General features: G+C 55.6%; 18 protein-coding genes and 3 tRNA genes. 11 read left to right on the top strand and 10 right to left on the bottom strand.

Annotated features, from left to right (window positions below; genetic code table 11):
- Nucleotides 1–3: 3 nt before the first annotated feature.
- From K5Y30_RS12085 to K5Y30_RS12075, 3 genes are all read left to right on the top strand, one after another.
- Complete coding sequence (locus K5Y30_RS12085) at nucleotides 4–1,026, top strand: LacI family DNA-binding transcriptional regulator (RefSeq protein WP_222211549.1); 1,023 nt, start codon at nucleotides 4–6, stop codon at nucleotides 1,024–1,026.
- Between the two features lie 12 nt (nucleotides 1,027–1,038).
- Nucleotides 1,039–2,016: a nucleoside hydrolase gene (locus tag K5Y30_RS12080; protein WP_222211547.1), complete on the top strand. Its 978-nt coding sequence runs from the start codon at nucleotides 1,039–1,041 to the stop codon at nucleotides 2,014–2,016.
- Nucleotides 2,017–2,257: 241 nt separating this feature from the next.
- The gene (locus K5Y30_RS12075) at nucleotides 2,258–3,478 is read left to right on the top strand and encodes an MFS transporter (protein ID WP_101762192.1); all 1,221 of its coding nucleotides are present in this window, start codon (nucleotides 2,258–2,260) and stop codon (nucleotides 3,476–3,478) included.
- On the opposite strand, the gene K5Y30_RS12070 is transcribed toward K5Y30_RS12075, so the two are convergent.
- From K5Y30_RS12070 to K5Y30_RS12060, 3 genes are all read right to left on the bottom strand, one after another.
- Entirely contained in the window at nucleotides 3,475–3,939 is a 465-nt protein-coding gene (locus K5Y30_RS12070) for a YbaK/EbsC family protein (RefSeq protein ID WP_008107722.1), read from the bottom strand. The two genes, K5Y30_RS12075 and K5Y30_RS12070, sit on opposite strands and share 4 nt — an antisense overlap.
- Nucleotides 3,940–4,034: 95 nt before the next feature.
- Nucleotides 4,035–4,829: a siderophore-iron reductase FhuF gene (fhuF, locus tag K5Y30_RS12065; RefSeq protein ID WP_222185221.1), complete on the bottom strand. Its 795-nt coding sequence runs from the start codon at nucleotides 4,827–4,829 to the stop codon at nucleotides 4,035–4,037.
- Between the two features lie 166 nt (nucleotides 4,830–4,995).
- On the bottom strand, nucleotides 4,996–6,090 hold the full coding sequence (locus tag K5Y30_RS12060) for a diguanylate cyclase (RefSeq protein ID WP_222185223.1): 1,095 nt from the start codon (nucleotides 6,088–6,090) through the stop codon (nucleotides 4,996–4,998).
- 227 nt (nucleotides 6,091–6,317) lie between these two features.
- On the opposite strand from K5Y30_RS12060, the gene K5Y30_RS12055 reads away from it, so the two are divergent.
- A complete protein-coding gene (locus K5Y30_RS12055; protein ID WP_110867479.1) occupies nucleotides 6,318–6,602 on the top strand; it encodes a DUF1435 domain-containing protein in 285 nt (94 codons plus the stop codon).
- Nucleotides 6,603–6,695: 93 nt separating this feature from the next.
- On the opposite strand, the gene K5Y30_RS12050 is transcribed toward K5Y30_RS12055, so the two are convergent.
- The 4 genes from K5Y30_RS12050 to rsmC all read right to left on the bottom strand — a co-directional run bounded on the left by K5Y30_RS12050 (nucleotide 6,696) and on the right by rsmC (nucleotide 8,183).
- A tRNA-Leu gene (locus tag K5Y30_RS12050) sits at nucleotides 6,696–6,782 on the bottom strand.
- A gap of 29 nt (nucleotides 6,783–6,811) precedes the next feature.
- Nucleotides 6,812–6,898, bottom strand: a tRNA-Leu gene (locus K5Y30_RS12045).
- Between the two features lie 34 nt (nucleotides 6,899–6,932).
- Nucleotides 6,933–7,019: transfer RNA gene (locus K5Y30_RS12040), tRNA-Leu, on the bottom strand.
- Between the two features lie 132 nt (nucleotides 7,020–7,151).
- Nucleotides 7,152–8,183, bottom strand: a complete 1,032-nt coding sequence (rsmC, locus tag K5Y30_RS12035; RefSeq protein WP_101762187.1) for a 16S rRNA (guanine(1207)-N(2))-methyltransferase RsmC — start codon at nucleotides 8,181–8,183, stop codon at nucleotides 7,152–7,154.
- Between the two features lie 106 nt (nucleotides 8,184–8,289).
- On the opposite strand from rsmC, the gene K5Y30_RS12030 reads away from it, so the two are divergent.
- From K5Y30_RS12030 to yjjJ, 4 genes are all read left to right on the top strand, one after another.
- Nucleotides 8,290–8,700, top strand: coding sequence for a DNA polymerase III subunit psi (locus K5Y30_RS12030; protein WP_101762186.1), 411 nt, complete (start codon nucleotides 8,290–8,292; stop codon nucleotides 8,698–8,700).
- Nucleotides 8,672–9,112 (top strand): ribosomal protein S18-alanine N-acetyltransferase, encoded by a 441-nt coding sequence (rimI, locus tag K5Y30_RS12025; protein WP_222211545.1) that lies wholly within the window; start codon nucleotides 8,672–8,674, stop codon nucleotides 9,110–9,112. Before K5Y30_RS12030 ends, rimI begins: the two co-directional genes overlap by 29 nt.
- An 8-nt stretch (nucleotides 9,113–9,120) precedes the next feature.
- The gene (gene yjjG, locus K5Y30_RS12020) at nucleotides 9,121–9,804 is read left to right on the top strand and encodes a pyrimidine 5'-nucleotidase (RefSeq protein WP_101762184.1); all 684 of its coding nucleotides are present in this window, start codon (nucleotides 9,121–9,123) and stop codon (nucleotides 9,802–9,804) included.
- A 122-nt stretch (nucleotides 9,805–9,926) separates the two neighbouring features.
- The gene (gene yjjJ, locus K5Y30_RS12015) at nucleotides 9,927–11,249 is read left to right on the top strand and encodes a type II toxin-antitoxin system HipA family toxin YjjJ (RefSeq protein ID WP_222211543.1); all 1,323 of its coding nucleotides are present in this window, start codon (nucleotides 9,927–9,929) and stop codon (nucleotides 11,247–11,249) included.
- Here the strand turns inward: yjjJ and K5Y30_RS12010 are convergent.
- The gene (locus K5Y30_RS12010) at nucleotides 11,246–11,926 is read right to left on the bottom strand and encodes a YtjB family periplasmic protein (protein WP_101762182.1); all 681 of its coding nucleotides are present in this window, start codon (nucleotides 11,924–11,926) and stop codon (nucleotides 11,246–11,248) included. The two genes, yjjJ and K5Y30_RS12010, sit on opposite strands and share 4 nt — an antisense overlap.
- Before the next feature lie 107 nt (nucleotides 11,927–12,033).
- Here K5Y30_RS12010 and serB point away from each other — a divergent pair, with 107 nt between their 5' ends.
- The 3 genes from serB to nadR all read left to right on the top strand — a co-directional run bounded on the left by serB (nucleotide 12,034) and on the right by nadR (nucleotide 15,742).
- Nucleotides 12,034–13,011: a phosphoserine phosphatase gene (serB, locus tag K5Y30_RS12005; protein ID WP_101762181.1), complete on the top strand. Its 978-nt coding sequence runs from the start codon at nucleotides 12,034–12,036 to the stop codon at nucleotides 13,009–13,011.
- Nucleotides 13,012–13,024: 13 nt separating this feature from the next.
- A complete protein-coding gene (gene radA, locus K5Y30_RS12000; RefSeq protein ID WP_007886867.1) occupies nucleotides 13,025–14,410 on the top strand; it encodes a DNA repair protein RadA in 1,386 nt (461 codons plus the stop codon).
- A 105-nt stretch (nucleotides 14,411–14,515) separates the two neighbouring features.
- Entirely contained in the window at nucleotides 14,516–15,742 is a 1,227-nt protein-coding gene (gene nadR, locus K5Y30_RS11995; protein ID WP_110867484.1) for a multifunctional transcriptional regulator/nicotinamide-nucleotide adenylyltransferase/ribosylnicotinamide kinase NadR, read from the top strand.
- Between the two features lie 49 nt (nucleotides 15,743–15,791).
- On the opposite strand, the gene ettA is transcribed toward nadR, so the two are convergent.
- Both ettA and deoR read right to left on the bottom strand, forming a co-directional pair.
- On the bottom strand, nucleotides 15,792–17,459 hold the full coding sequence (gene ettA / locus K5Y30_RS11990; protein WP_222211541.1) for an energy-dependent translational throttle protein EttA: 1,668 nt from the start codon (nucleotides 17,457–17,459) through the stop codon (nucleotides 15,792–15,794).
- Nucleotides 17,460–17,691: 232 nt separating this feature from the next.
- Complete coding sequence (deoR, locus tag K5Y30_RS11985) at nucleotides 17,692–18,462, bottom strand: DNA-binding transcriptional repressor DeoR (protein WP_101762370.1); 771 nt, start codon at nucleotides 18,460–18,462, stop codon at nucleotides 17,692–17,694.
- Nucleotides 18,463–18,635 lie beyond the last annotated feature (173 nt).

Below are 18,635 nucleotides of genomic sequence, written 5' to 3'. Positions count from 1 at the left end.
GGAATGGCGAAATCTCCAACCGGAAACGTAACGCGCACGGACGTGGCAAAAATTGCCGGCACTTCAGTGGCGGTGGTCAGTTACGTAATCAATAACGGCCCGCGTCCGGTGGCAGAAGCCACGCGTCAGCGCGTGCTGGAGGCGATCAAACAGACCGGCTATCGCCCCAATGCGGTGGCGCGCGCGCTGGCTTCGGGTAGCACCAAAACCTTTGGTTTAGTGGTGCCAAACATCGGCAATCCCTTTGTTGCCTCGATGGCGCACATGCTGTTGCAGGAGTCGATGAATCACGGCCACGTCATGCTGTTGGGGGATGCCGGCGACGATCGCAAACGCGAGCTGGAGATTATTCAGGGCCTGTTAAATCGTCAGGTTGATGGCCTGTTTTACAACAGCGTCGATCGCCATCCCTACATCGATGTGATTCAGGCCAGCGGTACGCCGCTGGTGATGCTGGATCGCATTGAGCCGCGTCCAGGCGTTGGCATGCTGCGCGTCAATGAGCGCGAAGCGGCGTGCCAGGTGACCGCGCATCTGCTCAGCCATGGTTATCAGCAGGTGGGCATGATCAGCGGTCCACTGGACATGCTCAACGCGCAGGACCGTATTCACGGCTGGCGCGATGCGCTGGCGCAGAAAGGGTTGCTGGCAGATGAGGCGATGATTTTCCCTGCCAGCTACTCGCGGCAGGGCGGTTACGACGCCGCGCAGCGCATGGTGGCCAGCGGTCGTGTGCCGCGCGCGCTGTTTACCAGTAATGAAGGCCAGGCGATTGGCTGCATTCGTGCGCTGTCGGAGCATGGATTGCGCGTGCCGCAGGATGTCGCGCTGGTGTGTTTTAACGGTACCGATCAGTCGGCGTTTCATGTGCCGACGCTCACCACCGTACGTCAGCCGCTGCGCGATATGGCGCGCAGTGCGATTGCCATGCTCAAAAATTGGGATGGTGATGCGAAGCTGGCGGAATTTCCTCACCATTTAGAAATCGGTGAGTCCTGTGGCTGCCAGCTTACTCAACAAGAATAAAACTATAACATTATGAAAAGATTGATTATTGATTGTGATCCGGGAAACGGTATAGCGGGCGCCAATACTGACGACGGCCTCGCGCTGGCGTTAGCCTTGGCCTCAAAGTCTCTGTCGCTGGAACTGATTACTACCGTGACCGGCAACACGCCGAGCGCGGTGGGTGCGCAGGTCGCGAAAGATCTGCTGCAGCGATTGGGACGTAACATTCCGGTGGTGCAGGGCGCGCTGCAGGCGCTGCGCGAAGATCCTGCGCCGTGGCGTGCGCGTCTTGACCACGTTGCCGATGAAAAGCTCGGTGAACTGTGGCGCGGTGTTCGTCAACCGCAGCGTATTCCGGCGGATGGACATGATGCGGCTGGCGTAATGGGCCAACTGATTTGTGACAATCCCGGCGAGTTTACGCTGGTAGCCATCGGCCCGTTGACCAACGTGGCGCTGGCACTGCAGCGTTATCCAGAGATGGCTGAATCGGTGGCAGAGATTGTGATTATGGGCGGCGTGTTCGCGCTGGATGATTACATCAAAGACACCAATTTTGGCCTCGATCCGGAAGCCGCGCATCAGGTGCTGCACAGCGGCGCTGCCATTACACTGGTACCGATGGACGCCACCACGCAAACCTTGATGACGCAGCAGGATCTCACGCGAATTACCGCTAACGATCATCCGTTGCCACAGTTTGTGCGCGAGACGTTACGTCCGTGGATCGATTATTCGATTCGCACCCGCCATCTGCCAGGTTGCTGGATACACGATGCGCTGGTGGTGGCCTGGTTGCTGAATCAGCGCGTTGCCGACGGCGTGGATTATCATGTGGATATTGAGCTGCGACCTGGCGCCACGCGCGGCAAAAGCTGGCGTTATCGCACGCCGCTGCGCCTGGATATTGGCGTGCCACCGCAGACCGGCGCCTTGGTGCATGTGATTCAAACCGTTAATAATGCGCTGCTGCTTGAGATGATCGAAAAAGCATTTAATCAGTTATAAAACCGTTGACTGCACCTGCCGTAACGGCGCGATAAAACGCGCCGCTACAGGATATTGCCTCCATCAATGACACGCTTTTTTACACCGCGAATCACTCGCTGACAATTCCCGCTACAGCCCGCCTTTCTGACATGCTATATACAAATAGTTAACAAATTAGTAACCCGTGAAATTATTCGCGCGGTAACTTCTACTATAAATCCGGCCAACGAACCGGAAGCTCATCAGACAGGATACCAACATGTTCAACTGGACTGCGACCCAGCGCAACGTGGCTTTTGCCAGTTTCGCGAGCTGGACGCTGGATGCGTTCGACTTCTTCATCTTAGTGTTTGTCCTCAGCGATCTTGCCCAATATTTTCATACCAGCGTCTCCGATGTTTCTCTTGCCATCATGCTCACGCTCGCCGTGCGTCCGATCGGCGCGCTATTGTTTGGTCGGCTGGCGGAGAAGTATGGCCGCCGACCGATTTTGATGCTCAATATCGTGATGTTCTCGGCGTTTGAGCTGCTGTCGGCGTGGTCGCCCACCTTCACGGCGTTCCTCGGTTTCCGCGTGATTTACGGCGTGGCGATGGGGGGGATTTGGGGCGTGGCGTCGTCGCTGGCGCTGGAAACCATTCCGGATCGCTCGCGCGGCTTGATGTCCGGCATCTTCCAGGCTGGTTATCCGTGCGGCTATCTGCTGGCGTCGGTGATTTTTGGTTTGTTCTTCGAAACCGTCGGTTGGCGCGGCATGTTCCTGATTGGCGCGTTACCGATTCTGCTGCTGCCGTTTATCTACTTCAAAGTGCCGGAATCGCCGGTGTGGCTGGCGGCGCGCGAGCGGAAAGAGAGCAATGCGCTGCTGCCGATTATCCGTCAGCACTGGAAAATCTGTATCTATATGGTGCTGCTGATGGCCTGCTTTAACTTCTTCAGCCACGGTACGCAGGATCTCTATCCCACCTTCCTGAAAGTGCAGCATCAGTTTGATCCGCACACAGTCAGCATTATTGCTATCAGCTACAACATCGCGGCGATGCTGGGCGGCATTACCTTTGGTGCATTGTCCGAGCGCATTGGCCGCAAGCGCGCGATTATTCTGGCGTCATTCCTCGCGCTGCCGGTGCTGCCGCTGTGGGCCTTCTCCAGCGGTTCATGGATGATCGGAATTGGCGCGTTTCTGATGCAGTTTATGGTGCAGGGCGCGTGGGGCGTGGTGCCGACCTATCTCACCGAACTGGTGCCCGCCAATGCGCGCGCGGTGCTGCCGGGCTTTGTTTATCAGCTGGGGAATTTGATCGCCTCAGTGAATGCGACGCTGCAGTCGCGTATCGCCGAGGCGCACGGCGGCAATTATGGTTTGGGCATGGCGATTGTCGCCGGAACGGTGGCGGTGCTGATTTGCGTGTTAGTGGCCTTTGGTCGGGAGACGCGCGGCATCGAAATCTCCGGTGCTGCCGCGCGCGAGTCGTCTTAAAGCGCCTCGCAGACGTCAACCCATTTCGCCGCGGTAAGTTCTGCCATGCGCTGCGGCGAAATGCGCACCGCGCTATGAATCGATCCGGCTGCGGGCAGCACTTCGTCAAAGCTGCGCAGCGACACATCGCAATAGACGGTAAGCGGATTTTCCAGTCCGAACGGGCAAACGCCGCCGACCGGATGCCCGGTCCAGTTCACCACTTCATCCACGCTTAACATGCGCGCTTTGGCGCCGAGCGCGGCTTTCAGCTTGCGATTGTCGAGACGCGCATCGCCGCGCGTAACGATCAGCACGATGGCATCTTTCACTTTCAGCGACAGGGTTTTGGCGATTTGCCCAGGCTGAACGCCATGAACGCGTGCGGCCAGCTCAACGGTGGCGGTGCTTTCCGGCATCTCGATGATGTCGATATCCGGTGCATGTTCGGCAAAGAAGTGCCGTACCGACTCCAGGCTCATTGTTATCTCCGGTAAAAACAGAGCCAAAAAAATGCCATAAGCCTGGAAAAGTGTAAACGGGAGAAAAGGAGAATCTGTAACAGAATGCGCAGGTGCTACACCGCTTTTAACGTGCAGTTACCGCAACGTTCTACATCGGGGATGCGATAGCGCTGGCAGCAGCTGCGGCGCTCCATTTCGCCATTGCGCGGGATCATGGTGCGATATAGCGGATTATCGCTGCCATCGAGCAGGGATTTGCTGAAAAATAGCGCCTGTTCCAGCTGCAAAATCGTTTGTTCCGGCAACTGGTTTTTCAGCTCACCGAGGAACCAGTAAAACGAAAAACCCATGTTGTTCCAGATGAGCTTCGCATTGATATCGCCGTGCTGCGTCATGCCGTTAACCGCCGGAATCAGGCATTGCTGAATCAGGCGATCGATACGCTGCTGGGCATTGAGGTAGCGCGCATCCTCGTCTTCCTGCACATCCAGCCAGAAAGCGCACGGATGGCCATTTTCGTGGAACTCAACGTGAATCAGATGCGGCGAGCAGTTCAGCGCGCGCGGTTCCTGCAATAACGCCATCATCAGCGGTGGCAGCAGCAGACCAAAATACCATTGCGCCCACAGTGACTGTAGCGGCTTGGCTTCCTGCTGCACATCGGGATGATCGCGATAAAGATAATCGCTGTAGCGCTGGGTCAGGCGGCGATAGTGAAGCGGATTGGACCATTCAGCCAGGGTTAACGTCCCGGCGGGTGCCGGCTGGCCAAGCTTGAGGTTATCCAGCATGTAGCTGCGTTGATCGCGCATCAGATCTTCCAGCGCGCTCGCTAAACTGCGATCGCTCTGCATAAAGATCAGTGGATGCTCGCTGAAGCGATGATCCTGACGCGTGATGATGGCCATGCCGGTCCTGAGTGATAACGGGAATCGAGAGACAAATGATAATCGTTCCCAGCATTTTGAACAACATTTCTGCACATGCAACTGTTAACGCACATTTCGTCGCGGCGCGTTTTATCGCGCAATAAATTGCGCCGCGACGAGGTGTGCGTTGGGTAATGACAAGGCTTTATATCAGTTCATTACTCGCCTGCGTCAATTTCGGCAAATCATCCCACGCCAGAATGGTGTTACGTCCCTGATTTTTCGCCACATACAGCGCGCGGTCGGCATTGGCCACCGCCTGGTCAAAATCGTCAGCAAAGATGGGAGCGATGCCAGCGCTGATGGTGACGTGCGTCGAGACTTTCTCATTAAAGCGATGCGGAATTTCCAAATCCACCACGTACTGGCGAATGCGTTCAGCCAGTTTCATCGCTATTGAGGCGTTCACGTTGGTCATCAGCACCAGAAACTCTTCGCCGCCGTAGCGTGTGACCACATCGCGCGAGCGTACCGCGTCGCGGATCGCCACGGACACGCGCGCCAACGCCTGATCGCCCATCGCATGGCCGTAATTGTCGTTGTAGGCTTTGAAGTGGTCGATATCCAGCAGCAGCACAAAGTGGCTGCCGGCGTGGTTTTCCAGAATGGTATCAAGGCGATTCTTCAATCCACGGCGGTTGTACAAGCCGGTAAGCGGATCGAGCATGCTCAAATCGCTGAAGCTCTCTTTTTCCTCATACAGCTGGCTCACCAGCCGACGGGTGAAGGTATCAAAGCGACGACGCATTAAATGGTGCAGTGAAAAGCCGATTAATGGCAGCGTAATGGTGAATAAGATCATCATTAAATGCTGACCATCATCCAATAACAGCACGGTTAATACCGGCGGCGTGATGTGTAAACAGAATGCAATCAAATAATCACTCAGCGCAATGGCACTGATAAAGAACACGCTTAACAGGCTGATAATTAAAAAGCTGCCATCAAAATAGTAAACCAGATGATATCTGTGGTTAATATGCCACGCCCATAGCGCACCCAAAATAAAAGCCACAGGATTTAATAGCGGTAATTTTTGTTTTGACGCCATTAAGCAAATAACCAGCAGCGTGGAGCTGAAGCCCGCTACAACGTCCACCGGCAGCGAGCGTATTGGGCTATCGCTGCCTAAAATCGGCAGCAGGCAAAAAAGCGAAACGGCGACATTAAGAAACAGAAATAGCATCAGCGACAGCCGATATTTACTCTGTTTCAACTCATCATAAGATTGTAATTTCATTATTATTCTCGTGACAGCCCTGATATATCAAAGCGCTACCCGCAAGTAATAGTTTACCTACCCGGATAGAGAGCACGTTATTGTTGTGTTAGCGATATTGTTATCGGCGGCAATTTAGCATTTTCCAGTAATTCTGTCATCCGGCATGGCTTGCGACAAAAATTCGCTGCAAGATGAGAAATATTGTCATATGATAATGCGAATATTTATCATTTGAGGGTTGCGCGATGATCATGGCGATAATAGCCGCCTGCGGACTATGGGGCGTGAGCTGGGTAATGGGTAAACGTCTGGATAGCGGTTGGGGCGTGTTATTACCCTGCGCGGCGATGCCGATTTTTGCGTTATGGGAACCGAGTTTCAGTCAATGGCGAGTGGTGATGATTGTGGCACTGCTGCTGACCGTGGTGATGCTGTTTCACCATCGCCTGCGTCACTATCTGTTGCTGCCGTCTTGCCTGGCATTGGCGGGCGGCTTAGCGGCGGTGTCGGTCAATTTCCACGTTATCTGATCAAATCGCAGAAACGACAACATCACGCTGAGAGCGTGAAGTTCGTTGAAAAATCTTTCGGGGGATTTACTGCTCGAAAGGAGTGACAACTGTTGGTGCGAAGGGAGGGACTTGAACCCTCACGTCCGTAAGAACACTAACACCTGAAGCTAGCGCGTCTACCAATTCCGCCACCATCGCATCTTAGTTGTCTGTTTATATCGTCGCATTGGTGCGAAGGGAGGGACTTGAACCCTCACGTCCGTAAGAACACTAACACCTGAAGCTAGCGCGTCTACCAATTCCGCCACCATCGCTCAGTGCGCAGATATAAACTGTGTGATTTTAGTTTGGTGCGAAGGGAGGGACTTGAACCCTCACGTCCGTAAGGACACTAACACCTGAAGCTAGCGCGTCTACCAATTCCGCCACCATCGCAAACTAACAACACCCTAAAGTATTGCTAACCACGGAGGCGCATTTTAGAGATTTTACTCATTGCGTCAACACATATTTCGCGACGGCAAAACGATCGCTGTAAAAAGCAACGTTTCTGCCGCCGCGCTGCTGTTAACGCGTTTTGGCACCGCGACCGTATACGGCGCGATAGACTTTGAAGCGTCCGGTTTGCGCCAGCACTTCGTGATTGCCGAAGGTTTCATCCAGAATCTGTGGATACGGCAGGAAGGCGTTAGCCACGATACGCAGTTCGCCGCCGCTGTTCAGATGCTTAAGCGCACCGCGAATCAGCGTGTTAGCCGCTTCAAGGCTGGTTTGCAGGCCATCGTGGAACGGCGGGTTGGAGATGATCATATCGAAACGGCCGGTAACGTCAGAGAAAACGTTACTGGCAAACACTTCACCCTCCAGTTCATTGGCGGCCAGCGTGGCTTTACTCGCTTCAATCGCAGCAGCATGCACATCGCACAGCCACAAACGCACGCGCGGCGACACTTTCGCCATCACAGTTGCCAGCACACCGCTGCCACAACCGATATCCAGCACTTTGCCACGGAAATGCGGCGTCAGCGTGGAGAGCAGCAGATCGCTGCCGATATCCAGACCATCACGGCTGAACACGCCCGGCAAGGTATGGATGGTGAGATCCTCGAGCTGATAAGTATGGCCGTAGCTGCTGGCATCAAAGGTTGGCTGCTTATCGAGACGACCGTGATACAGGCCACAACGACGCGCGCTATCAACTTTCTCCAGCGTCGCCCACGCTTCCAGCATGCCTTCGGCGCTGCGCACGCCGCTGCGGTTTTCACCCACCACGAAGATATCGCAGCCTACCGGCAGCAAAGAGAGCAGGTTTTGCAGCTGGTACTGCGCTTCGGGTTTGTTCTTCGACCAGTAATAAACCAGCGTATCGCAGCCTTCAACATCGGCAGCGGTTGCAACCATGCTGTAAACCGCACGTTCACCAAGGCGATGGCTAAGGTTCTGCCAGTGATGATATTGCTGGGTATGCACGCGGCTCGACGCGGTTTCTAGCTGGGCGGGCAGGTCATCCTGCAGGTCGCCAGCAAACAGAACGTTGCGGGCGGTAAATTCATCACTGTGGCGCAGAATCACTTCGCTGGCCGGGGTAAAAGCAGACATGGAACGCTCCTGTTAAATCAGAGCCGCGATTATAGTGCTTTGTTGGCGCATGTTCGATGGGTTTGCTAGCATAGCGTCGCATTCTGGCAGCATAACGGGTAATAGCATGAGCACAAGGCGCGACTGGCTTCTACAGCAAATGGGGATTACGCAGTATCAGCTGCGGCGTCCGCGCGTGCTGCAAGGGGAAATTGCCGTCACGCTTTTGCCCGACACACGTTTGGTTTTGGTGGCCGAACAGGCGCCAACGCTACAAGAACCGCTGATTCGCGACGTGCTGCGCGCACTGAACATTCAACCCGCGCAGGTCATGGCGTTAACGCCAGACCAGCTGCAAATGCTGCCGGAGCAGGTCGATTGCGCCGGCTGGCTGCTGGGCGTCGAGAGCGAACATCCCTTTAACGGCATTACCTTCAACACCGCCGTTTTCAATGAACTGATCAGCAGCGGCGCAGCAAAACGCGCCCTGTGGCAACAGATGTGTAACCATGACAGCCATCTCTTTAGTCACCCCTGAAGACCAGCCGCAGCTGCTGGCGATTGAGCGCCGCGCGCATGCCTTTCCGTGGAGCGAGCAGACGTTTAGCAGCAATCAAGGCGAACGTTTTGTTAATTTCCGCATTGAAGTTGAAGGTAAGCTGGCCGGATTCGCCATCACCCAAGTGGTGCTGGATGAAGCGTCTCTGTTCAACATTGCGGTGGATCCCGACTTACAGCGCCGCGGCCTGGCGCGCCAGCTGTTACAGCATCTGATTGCTGAGCTCGAACAGCGCGACGTCATGACGCTATGGCTGGAAGTGCGCGCCTCAAATATGCCGGCGATTGCGTTGTATGAGCAGCTGGATTTCCATCAGGTGAGCGTACGCCCCAACTATTATCCCACTGCCAGCGGACGAGAAGATGCCATCATTATGGCGCTAACGCTTTAAGGAGCACCATGCTAAACGATTGGGACTGCATCCTGTTTGATGCAGACGAAACGCTTTTCCATTTCGATGCTTACGCTGGTTTGCAGCGCATGTTTGCCCGCTATGACGTGCAATTTTCTGCGCAGGATTACACCGATTATCAGGCGATCAACAAGCCGCTGTGGGTCGATTACCAGAACGGCACCATTTCCGCACTGCAGCTGCAAACGCGCCGCTTCACCTTGTGGGGTGAAAAGCTGAGCGTCGCACCCGAAGTACTCAACAGTGATTTCCTCAGCGCAATGGCCGATATCTGCCTGCCGCTGGAAGGCGCAGCCCACCTGTTATCAACGCTGAAAGGCAAAGTGAAAATCGCTATCATCACCAACGGTTTCACTGCGTTACAGCAGGCGCGACTTGAGCGTACCGGATTCCTCGATGTGTTTGATGCGCTGGTGATTTCTGAAGAAGTTGGCGTACCGAAACCTGACGTGGCGATTTTTGATCACACGCTGGCCTTGCTGGGCAACCCGGATCGCAGCCGCGTGCTGATGGTCGGCGATACGCCAGAATCAGATATTCTCGGCGGCATGAATGCCGGCCTGAAGACCTGCTGGATCGATCACGGTACGCGTCCGTTACCCGATCACATCACGCCAACCTGGCAGGTGAAAACGCTGGCCGAGCTGGAAACGATTCTGACGGAAGGTTAAAAGTATCTATTCATCGTTACCATCGTGATGATGCTGAGAAGCCCGCTGTGCGGGCTTTTTTTTATGTTATTATCTATGCATGAATCTATTCATCAATCTATTCATCTGGTAAGGTGGCGGCAATGGCTGAGCTACAAAGTTTGCTGCTGGAAGGACCGCTTAGCGCGGCGGATCTGCTGGCTCGATTGCATATCAGCCAGGCCACGCTTTCACGCCAACTGCGTCAGCAGCCGCAGATTATCAAATGGGGCAAAGCGCGCGCGACGCGTTATGCGTTGCTGCGGCCCATCCGGGGTGAAAGCCGCTTCCCGCTGTATCGTATTTCTGCTGAAGGTCAGGCATCGCCCGCTGGCATCCTTTTGCCAACCTGGCCGCAGGGCAGTTGTCTGCATCTGGACCAGCACGATCAAGGCCGCTTTTATGACGGCTTACCGTGGTTCCTGCAGGAGATGCGTCCGCAAGGTTTTCTGGGCCGACAATGGGGCCGTGAATACGCGCCACAGCTCGGGCTGACGGATGATATTCGTCTCTGGAGTGATGAGCAGTGCCTGATGGCGCTGGCAAGCGGCGGCATCGATATGCCGGGCGCTTTTATTGTTGGCGACATGACATACCAGCGTTGGCTGCAACAGCCCGCACCGCAAGCCATCAGCGAGGCGCAAAAAATCGCGCGTTATCCGCTGATGGCACAACAGGCGCTGAGCGGCGATGAACCGGGCTCATCGGCTGGCGGCGAACAACCGAAATTCCTGTGCTATGCCGCAACGGCGAATGGCGATCGTCATTGTCTGGTGAAATTTACCGTCGCCCGTCAAAGTGATAATGCTGAGCGCTGGCGTGATTTGTTACGCGCGGAGCATCTGGCGTTGCAACATTTACTGGCGGCGGGATTGCCTGCCGCACATAGCCAGCTGATTGATAGCGAAGGACAATTGTTCCTCGAAGTGCAGCGTTTTGATCGCATTCATCAACGGGGTCGACGCTGCATGAGTTCATTAGAAGCGGTAAGCGCAGAGTTTATCGGCCATCAACAACACTGGCCGGATGCGCTGCATGAGTTGCAGCGTCAGCAACGTGTTGATGCGGTAGCGGTTGAACGCGGGACTTTGCAGTGGGCGTTTGGACGACTGATTGCCAATAGCGACATGCACGCGGGCAATCTGTCTTTCTTTACTGATGAAGAACGTTTCAGCCTGACACCGGCTTACGACATGCTGCCGATGGCGCTGGCGCCCAATTCTCAGGGGCACATGCGCGATGAAGTCAAACTGACGCTGGATTTCGCGCTGCCAGGCACCGTGTGGCGCGCTGCCAGCGCTATGGCGAAAATCTACTGGCAAGCGATTGCAGAGGATGCTGCGTTTAGCGCGAACTTCCGCAGCATTGCCGGGCAGGCATTACAGCAACTGGAAGCGATGGAAGTAACAATGCATAAAATGGCTTAACGCTCTTTTTCAGTCTCTGTGGTTGCTGCCGCCGCCTCTTCTTGCTCTTTCTCTTTATCCTCTTTCACCGTGCGGCTCGCCGTTAGCAGGAACGGCGATTGCTGCCAGCGGGTGCGACGGTCGCGCAGCAGGGTGCGCGTCAGGATAATGCCGATGGCCAGCGCCAGTAACATCATCAGGCGCAGGATGTTGGTGGTGTTATCCACCTGACGTGATTCCGTCACCAGCACGTGAGTATCCAGCGTGACGCGCAGGAAACCTTGCGGGCCATCTTTGCCTTCCAGCGGCTGCACAATTTGATGGTTGAAGTAGCTGCCGGCGCGTTTGCCATCCAGCGACAGTCGATCGCGCACATTAATGCTTTCGCCGCTGTGCGCCACCAGGCTGCCATCATCGGCGTAGACGGAGGCATCCAGAATGCGGCTGTTGTCGGTCATCTGATTGAGGATCGCGGCAATCTGCGTGCGGTTATCATCGCTGTTATCCATCAGCGGTTTAAGGCTAAACGCCACCTGTTTGGTCAGCGTGCGCGCCAGTTCTTCCACTTGTTCAGAGCGAGCCATTTGATGGCCGAGGCTAAACCAGGATGCGCCTTGCATCAGAACCACTAACAGAGCCAGCGAGATAAGAACAATCACCGTGCGATGCAGGCGAAATTTCAGTGCGGTTTTAACCATCAGAAACCCGTGTGATGTAACAACAGAAAGGCTGGCAATTATGTTGCCAGAACCCGCGCAGACAAGGTAGCCTCTTGCGTGGTTTTGTTGTCCCTACAGGAGCTGTAATGCCAAATCGTCTTACCTGGTGCGATCTGCCCGCCGATGTTTCACTTTGGCCGGGTTTACCCCTTTCCCTCAGCGGTGATGAAGTGATGCCGCTGGATTACCGTGCTGGTCGGACTGGCTGGTTGCTGTATGGGCGCGGGCTCGATAAACAAAAACTCACCGATTATCAGCATAAGCTGGGGGCGGCGATGGTGATCGTCAGCGCCTGGAATGTCGATGAGTATCAGGTGATACGTCTGGCAGGCTCGCTGACGCCGCGCGCCAGCAAACTGGCGCATGAAGCCGGTTTTGATGTGGCGCCGCTTGGCAAAATCCCGCATCTGAAAACGCCAGGCTTGCTGGTGATGGACATGGATTCCACCGCGATCCAGATTGAGTGCATCGATGAGATCGCCAAACTGGCGGGCTGCGGCGAGCAGGTGGCGGAAGTCACCGAGCGCGCGATGCGCGGTGAGCTGGATTTCAAAGCCAGCCTGCGCGAGCGCGTCGGCACCCTGGCGGGCGCCGATGCCAATATCCTGATGCAAGTGCGCGATGCGCTGCCGCTGATGCCAGGCTTAACCACGCTGGTGCAGAAGCTGCAGGCGCTGGGCTGGCAGGTGGCGATCGCCTCGGGCGGCTTTACCTTCTACGCCGACTATTTGCGCCAGACGCTGCATTTAGCCGCGGCGGTGGCCAACGAGCTGGAAATTCGCGACGGCAAGCTAACCGGCCAGGTGCTGGGACAAATTGTCGACGCCCAATTTAAAGCCGATACCCTGAACGATCTGGCACAGCGCTTTGAAATTGCGCCGGAACAAACCGTGGCGATTGGTGATGGTGCCAACGATCTGCCGATGATTAAAACCGCGGCGCTGGGTATCGCCTATCATGCTAAACCTAAAGTGAATGAGCAGACGGAAATCATCATCCGTCATGCTGACCTGATGGGTGTGTTCTGCATCCTGACCGGCAGCCTGATTCACGAAGAGCGTTAACTGAGGATTTGATTTGGCCAAAGCGGCAAAACGCGCCTTCGTTTGTAACGAATGCGGCGCTGATTATCCGCGCTGGCAGGGGCAATGCAGCGCCTGTCATGCGTGGAACACCATTACCGAGGTGCGCATTGCCGCCTCGCCTGCGGCGGCGCGTAATGAGCGCCTGAGCGGTTATGCCGGCGGCAACGCGGGCGTTAGCCGCGTGCAGAAGCTGTCGGAGATCAGCCTCGAAGCCCTGCCGCGTTTCTCAACCAGTTTCAAAGAGTTCGATCGCGTATTGGGCGGCGGCGTGGTGCCGGGCAGCGCCATCTTAATTGGTGGTAATCCGGGTGCCGGTAAATCGACGCTGCTGCTGCAGGTGATGTGCAAGCTGGCAGAAGGGATGAAAACCCTGTATGTCACCGGCGAAGAGTCACTGCAACAGGTGGCGATGCGCGCCCATCGTCTGGGATTACCGACCGAAAACCTCAATATGTTGTCGGAAACCAGCATCGAGCAGATCTGCCTGATCGCCGAGCAGGAGCAGCCGAAATTGATGGTGATCGACTCGATTCAGGTAATGCACATGGCGGAGATCCAATCCTCGCCGGGCAGCGTAGCGCAGGTGCGTGAAACGGCCGCCTACCTGACACGCTTCGCCAAAACGCGCGGCGTGGCGATCATCATGGTCGGTCACGTCACCAAAGACGGTTCGCTGGCCGGCCCGAAAGTGCTGGAACACTGTATCGACTGTTCGGTGATGCTGGATGGCGACGCTGATTCCCGTTTCCGCACCTTACGCAGCCATAAAAACCGCTTTGGCGCGGTGAATGAGCTGGGCGTGTTCGCCATGACCGAACAAGGCATGCGCGAAGTCAGCAATCCATCGGCCATCTTCCTGTCACGCGGTGATGAGATCACCTCGGGCAGTTCGGTGATGGTGCTATGGGAAGGTACGCGTCCACTGCTGGTTGAGATTCAGGCGCTGGTGGACCATTCGATGATGGGCAATCCACGCCGCGTCGCGGTGGGTCTGGAGCAGAATCGCCTGGCAATCCTGTTAGCGGTACTGCATCGCCACGGCGGCTTGCAGATGGCGGATCAGGATGTGTTCGTTAACGTGGTCGGCGGCGTAAAAGTCACCGAAACCAGCGTCGATTTGGCGCTGCTGATGGCGATGGTATCGAGCTTCCGCGATCGTCCGCTGCCGCAGGATCTGGTGATCTTTGGTGAAGTGGGCCTTGCCGGCGAAATTCGCCCGGTGCCGAGCGGCCAGGAGCGCATTTCCGAAGCGGCGAAACACGGCTTTAAGCGCGCCATCGTCCCGGCCGGTAATGCACCTAAGAAACCGGTCGAAGGGATGAAGGTGTACAGCGCGAAGAAGCTGGCGGATGCGTTAGCGATTCTGGATGAGTTGTAAGTTTTACCGGTCGGCATGAATGCCGACCCTACGTTTGTAGGGTGCGCATTTATGCGCACCGTCTTAAAGGCCGCACCGCCCTTTATTCCACGCAGGAGGCACTAAATGTCATCGTTTGACTACCTGAAAACAGCCATTCGCCAGCAAGGCCACACGCTGCAGCAGGTTGCCGACGCCAGCGGAATGACCAAAGGCTACTTAAGCCAGCTGCTCAACGCCAAAATTAAAAGCCCGAGTGCGCAGAAGCTGGAAGCGCTGCACCGTTTTCTTGGCCTGGAATTTCCGCGCCGCGATAAAACCGTTGGCGTGGTGTTCGGGAAATTTTATCCGCTGCATACCGGCCACATCTATTTAATCCAGCGCGCCTGCAGTCAGGTGGATGAGCTGCATATCATCATGGGCCACGACGAGCCGCGCGATCGTGAACTGTTTGAAAACAGCGCCATGTCGCAGCAGCCGACCATCAGCGATCGACTACGCTGGTTGCTGCAAACCTTCAAATACCAGAAAAATATCCGCATCCATTCGTTTGACGAAGAGGGCATTGAACCTTATCCGCACGGCTGGGATGTGTGGAGCGGCGGCGTCAAAACCTTTCTGGCTGAGCAGGGCATTGAGCCGAATTGTATCTACACCAGTGAAGAACCGGATGCCGCGATGTATGAGCAGCACCTCGGCATTCCGGCGGTGGTGATCGATCCCAATCGATCCTTTATGAACATTAGCGGCGGCCAGATTCGTCAGGATCCATTCCGCTACTGGGAATATATTCCGACCGAAGTGAAGCCGTTCTTCGTGCGCACCGTGGCGGTGCTGGGCGGCGAGTCGAGCGGCAAATCAACGCTGGTGAACAAGCTGGCGAACATCTTCAACACCACCAGCGCATGGGAATATGGCCGTGATTATGTCTTCTCACACCTCGGTGGCGACGAAATGGCGCTGCAATATTCCGACTACGACAAAATCGCGCTCGGTCAGGCCCAGTACATCGACTTCGCAGTGAAGTACGCCAGTAAAGTCGCCTTTATCGATACCGATTTCATCACTACGCAGGCGTTTTGCCTCAAGTACGAAGGTCGCGAGCATCCGTTTGTGCAGGCGTTGATTGATGAGTACCGTTTCGACCTGGTGATTTTGCTGGAAAACAACGTGCCCTGGGTGGCGGATGGATTGCGCAGCCTCGGCAGCTCAATGGATCGTCGCGAGTTCCAGACCATGCTGATCACCATGCTGCGTGAAAACAATATCGAGTTTGTGCACGTTAAAGAAGATGACTATGACACGCGCTTCCTGCGTTGTGTCGAGTTAGTAAAGCAGATGCTGGGCAGCTGATTCAGCCATAAAAAAGGCGCCTAATGGCGCCTTTTTCACAGCAACAGACTTACTTCGTCATACGCTTGTACTTGATACGCTTCGGCTCGAGCGCGTCGGCGCCGAGGGTGCGTTTCTTGTACTCTTCGTACTCGGTAAAGTTACCTTCGAAGAACTCCACCTTGCCTTCATCCTGATAATCGATGATGTGGGTGGCGATACGGTCCAGGAACCAACGGTCATGCGAGATCACCATGGCACAGCCTGGGAATTCCAGCAGGGCGTTTTCCAGCGCGCGCAGAGTTTCGATGTCGAGGTCGTTGGTTGGTTCATCAAGCAGCAGCAGGTTGCCGCCGACTTGCAGCAGCTTGGCGAGGTGCAGACGACCGCGCTCACCACCTGACAACTCGCCCACGCGTTTGCCCTGATCGGTGCCTTTGAAGTTGAAGCGACCAACGTAAGCACGGCTTGGCATCTCGGTGTTGCCAACGCGCATAATGTCCTGACCGCCAGACACTTCTTCAAACACGGTTTTGGAATTGTCCATCGCGTCACGGAACTGATCAACTGACGCCAGCTTGACGGTTTCGCCCAGCTCGATGGTGCCGGAATCCGGTTGCTCCTGACCTGACATCATGCGGAACAGCGTAGATTTACCCGCGCCGTTCGGACCGATGATGCCAACAATTGCACCTTTCGGTACAGAGAAGGTCAGATCGTCGATCAGCACGCGATCGCCATACGATTTCTTCAGGTTGGTCACTTCCAGCACTTTGTCGCCGAGGCGAGCGCCAGGTGGAATGAAGAGTTCGTTGGTTTCGTTACGCTTCTGGTAATCGGTGTTGTTCAGCTCTTCAAAGCGTGCCAGACGGGCTTTGCCCTTCGACTGACGGCCTTTCGCGCCTTGACGCACCCACTCCAGCTCTTTCTCGATAGATTTGCGACGCGCCGCTTCAGAAGAAGCTTCCTGCGCCAGACGCTGATCTTTTTGCTCCAGCCAGGAAGAGTAGTTACCTTCCCACGGAATACCTTCACCGCGGTCCAGTTCCAGAATCCAGCCAGCCACGTTATCCAGGAAGTAACGGTCATGCGTGATCGCCACAACGGTGCCTTCGAAGTCGTGCAGGAAGCGCTCGAGCCACGCCACGGATTCGGCATCCAGGTGGTTGGTCGGTTCATCGAGCAGCAGCATGTCTGGCTTTTCCAGCAGCAGACGGCACAGCGCAACGCGGCGGCGCTCACCACCGGAAAGGGTAGCGATTTTGGCGTCCCAGTCTGGCAGACGCATCGCGTCGGCGGCACGGTTCAGCTGGGTATCGAGGCTGTGACCATCGTGCGCCTGGATCACTTCTTCCAGACGGCCCTGTTCAGCGGCCAGCTTGTCGAAATCCGCATCGGGATCGGCATACAGCGCATACACTTCGTCGAGGCGCTTCAGCGCGCCCACCACTTCTGAAACCGCTTCTTCAACGGATTCACGCACGGTGTGCTCCGGGTTCAACTGCGGTTCCTGCGGCAGATAACCCACATTGATGCCCGGCTGTGGGCGTGCTTCCCCTTCGATATCGGTATCGATACCGGCCATGATGCGCAGCAGCGTCGATTTACCCGAGCCGTTCAGGCCGAGTACACCGATTTTTGCTCCAGGGAAGAAGCTAAGAGAAATATTCTTCAGGATGTGACGCTTCGGCGGAACGACCTTGCCGACGCGATGCATGCTATAGACGAATTGAGCCACGTTGTATTGAGCCTTTTGGTCTGTGAGTTATGAACTTTAGGTACAGAAGTTTAGCTGTTTTCACCCTTTATTCATACCCGTCATACTTCGCGCTGCAGGTGCGTTGGCTGCGTGTGTCCACCCCAGTCACATACTAATGTATGCTCCTGGGGATGAACCCACTTGCCGCCTTCCTGCAACACGAAGTATTTAGGGTCTGGTTTTGTTTCCCGGTAATAGAAACAGAGGAATTCTAAGCTTTAGGCAATCGCAGCGGAATATTCTGTTGTGCCAGCCAGCTCTTCAGCGCCGGTTCCGGTGCGCTATCGCTGACCAGCAAATCAAAACGGCGCAATTCACCGATACGCGCGGGCAGCACTTTGCCAAATTTACTGCTGTCCGCCACCAGCACGCGCTGACGTGCGCGCAGCATCGCGTGGTGCTTCATCGCCAGCTCGTTAATGTTGTAGCAGGTGGCGCCCTGTTCCTGATCGATACCTGCCGCTGAAATAAACGCCAGCGTCGGGCAGAGATCGTCGAGGATCGAATGCGCGCCAATCGGCGTGAACAGCGCGTTATCGGCGTGGAACTCACCGCCGCTCAGGATCACGTTGCAGGCCGGTTTCTCTTTCAACGCCAGGAAAGTGTTCATCGCGCAGCAGATGGCGGTGAACGGCAAGGTGTCAGGAATCGCATCTACGATGTACGGCAGCGTGGTGCCGCAATCAAAAAATACCGTGTCATTTTCACTGATCAGATCCGCAGCAGCCTGCGCCAGGCGCTGTTTGCGTGCGGCGTTCTGACCGTGCTGATCGGAGATGAAATAGTGTCCGGCGTGGCTTTTCGGATCGCTGACGATATAGCCGCCCAGCAGCACCACGGTTGAAGCCGGTTCGGTGAGATCGCGGCGAATGGTCATTTCCGACACACCCAGCAGCTGCGCCGCGTCTTTCAGGTGCAGTTTATCGGTGCGTTTCAGCGCCTGAGCCAACTTGTGAATACGTTCGTCGCGCCGGGTTTCCATGATCATCTCTGCGTAATTAATCCTGAAGTCGAAGTGGCCTGGTCAAAAATCACGATAAATCTCACATATTTTAATGATTTGCGACGTATCCAGCAGGCCAGTTTTCAATCTTACCTGTAATGAGATCGGCCCGCAAACCTCATGCAATGCCGCCAACGTGTTGCTCTCAAGCC

The organism is Pantoea sp. DY-5 (assembly GCF_019795955.1).
In the GTDB taxonomy this organism is placed as follows: Bacteria; Pseudomonadota; Gammaproteobacteria; order Enterobacterales; family Enterobacteriaceae; genus Pantoea; species Pantoea leporis.
The sequence above is the reverse complement of the archived record's forward strand: the minus strand, read 5'-3'. Positions and strand labels throughout refer to the sequence as shown.

Excerpts from the sequence above, each read along its gene's own strand:
- rimI (WP_222211545.1), top strand. The coding sequence starts at position 8,672 with ATGACAGCCATCTCTTTAGTCACCCCTGAAGACCAGCCGCAGCTGCTG.
- serB (WP_101762181.1), top strand. The coding sequence starts at position 12,034 with ATGCCAAATCGTCTTACCTGGTGCGATCTGCCCGCCGATGTTTCACTT.
- fhuF (WP_222185221.1), bottom strand. The coding sequence starts at position 4,829 with ATGGCCATCATCACGCGTCAGGATCATCGCTTCAGCGAGCATCCACTG.
- K5Y30_RS12010 (WP_101762182.1), bottom strand. The coding sequence starts at position 11,926 with ATGGTTAAAACCGCACTGAAATTTCGCCTGCATCGCACGGTGATTGTT.
- K5Y30_RS12055 (WP_110867479.1), top strand. The coding sequence starts at position 6,318 with ATGATCATGGCGATAATAGCCGCCTGCGGACTATGGGGCGTGAGCTGG.
- K5Y30_RS12075 (WP_101762192.1), top strand. The coding sequence starts at position 2,258 with ATGTTCAACTGGACTGCGACCCAGCGCAACGTGGCTTTTGCCAGTTTC.
- yjjG (WP_101762184.1), top strand. The coding sequence starts at position 9,121 with ATGCTAAACGATTGGGACTGCATCCTGTTTGATGCAGACGAAACGCTT.
- K5Y30_RS12070 (WP_008107722.1), bottom strand. The coding sequence starts at position 3,939 with ATGAGCCTGGAGTCGGTACGGCACTTCTTTGCCGAACATGCACCGGAT.
- K5Y30_RS12060 (WP_222185223.1), bottom strand. The coding sequence starts at position 6,090 with ATGAAATTACAATCTTATGATGAGTTGAAACAGAGTAAATATCGGCTG.
- nadR (WP_110867484.1), top strand. The coding sequence starts at position 14,516 with ATGTCATCGTTTGACTACCTGAAAACAGCCATTCGCCAGCAAGGCCAC.
- deoR (WP_101762370.1), bottom strand. The coding sequence starts at position 18,462 with ATGGAAACCCGGCGCGACGAACGTATTCACAAGTTGGCTCAGGCGCTG.
- K5Y30_RS12030 (WP_101762186.1), top strand. The coding sequence starts at position 8,290 with ATGAGCACAAGGCGCGACTGGCTTCTACAGCAAATGGGGATTACGCAG.
- yjjJ (WP_222211543.1), top strand. The coding sequence starts at position 9,927 with ATGGCTGAGCTACAAAGTTTGCTGCTGGAAGGACCGCTTAGCGCGGCG.
- K5Y30_RS12085 (WP_222211549.1), top strand. The coding sequence starts at position 4 with ATGGCGAAATCTCCAACCGGAAACGTAACGCGCACGGACGTGGCAAAA.
- rsmC (WP_101762187.1), bottom strand. The coding sequence starts at position 8,183 with ATGTCTGCTTTTACCCCGGCCAGCGAAGTGATTCTGCGCCACAGTGAT.
- K5Y30_RS12080 (WP_222211547.1), top strand. The coding sequence starts at position 1,039 with ATGAAAAGATTGATTATTGATTGTGATCCGGGAAACGGTATAGCGGGC.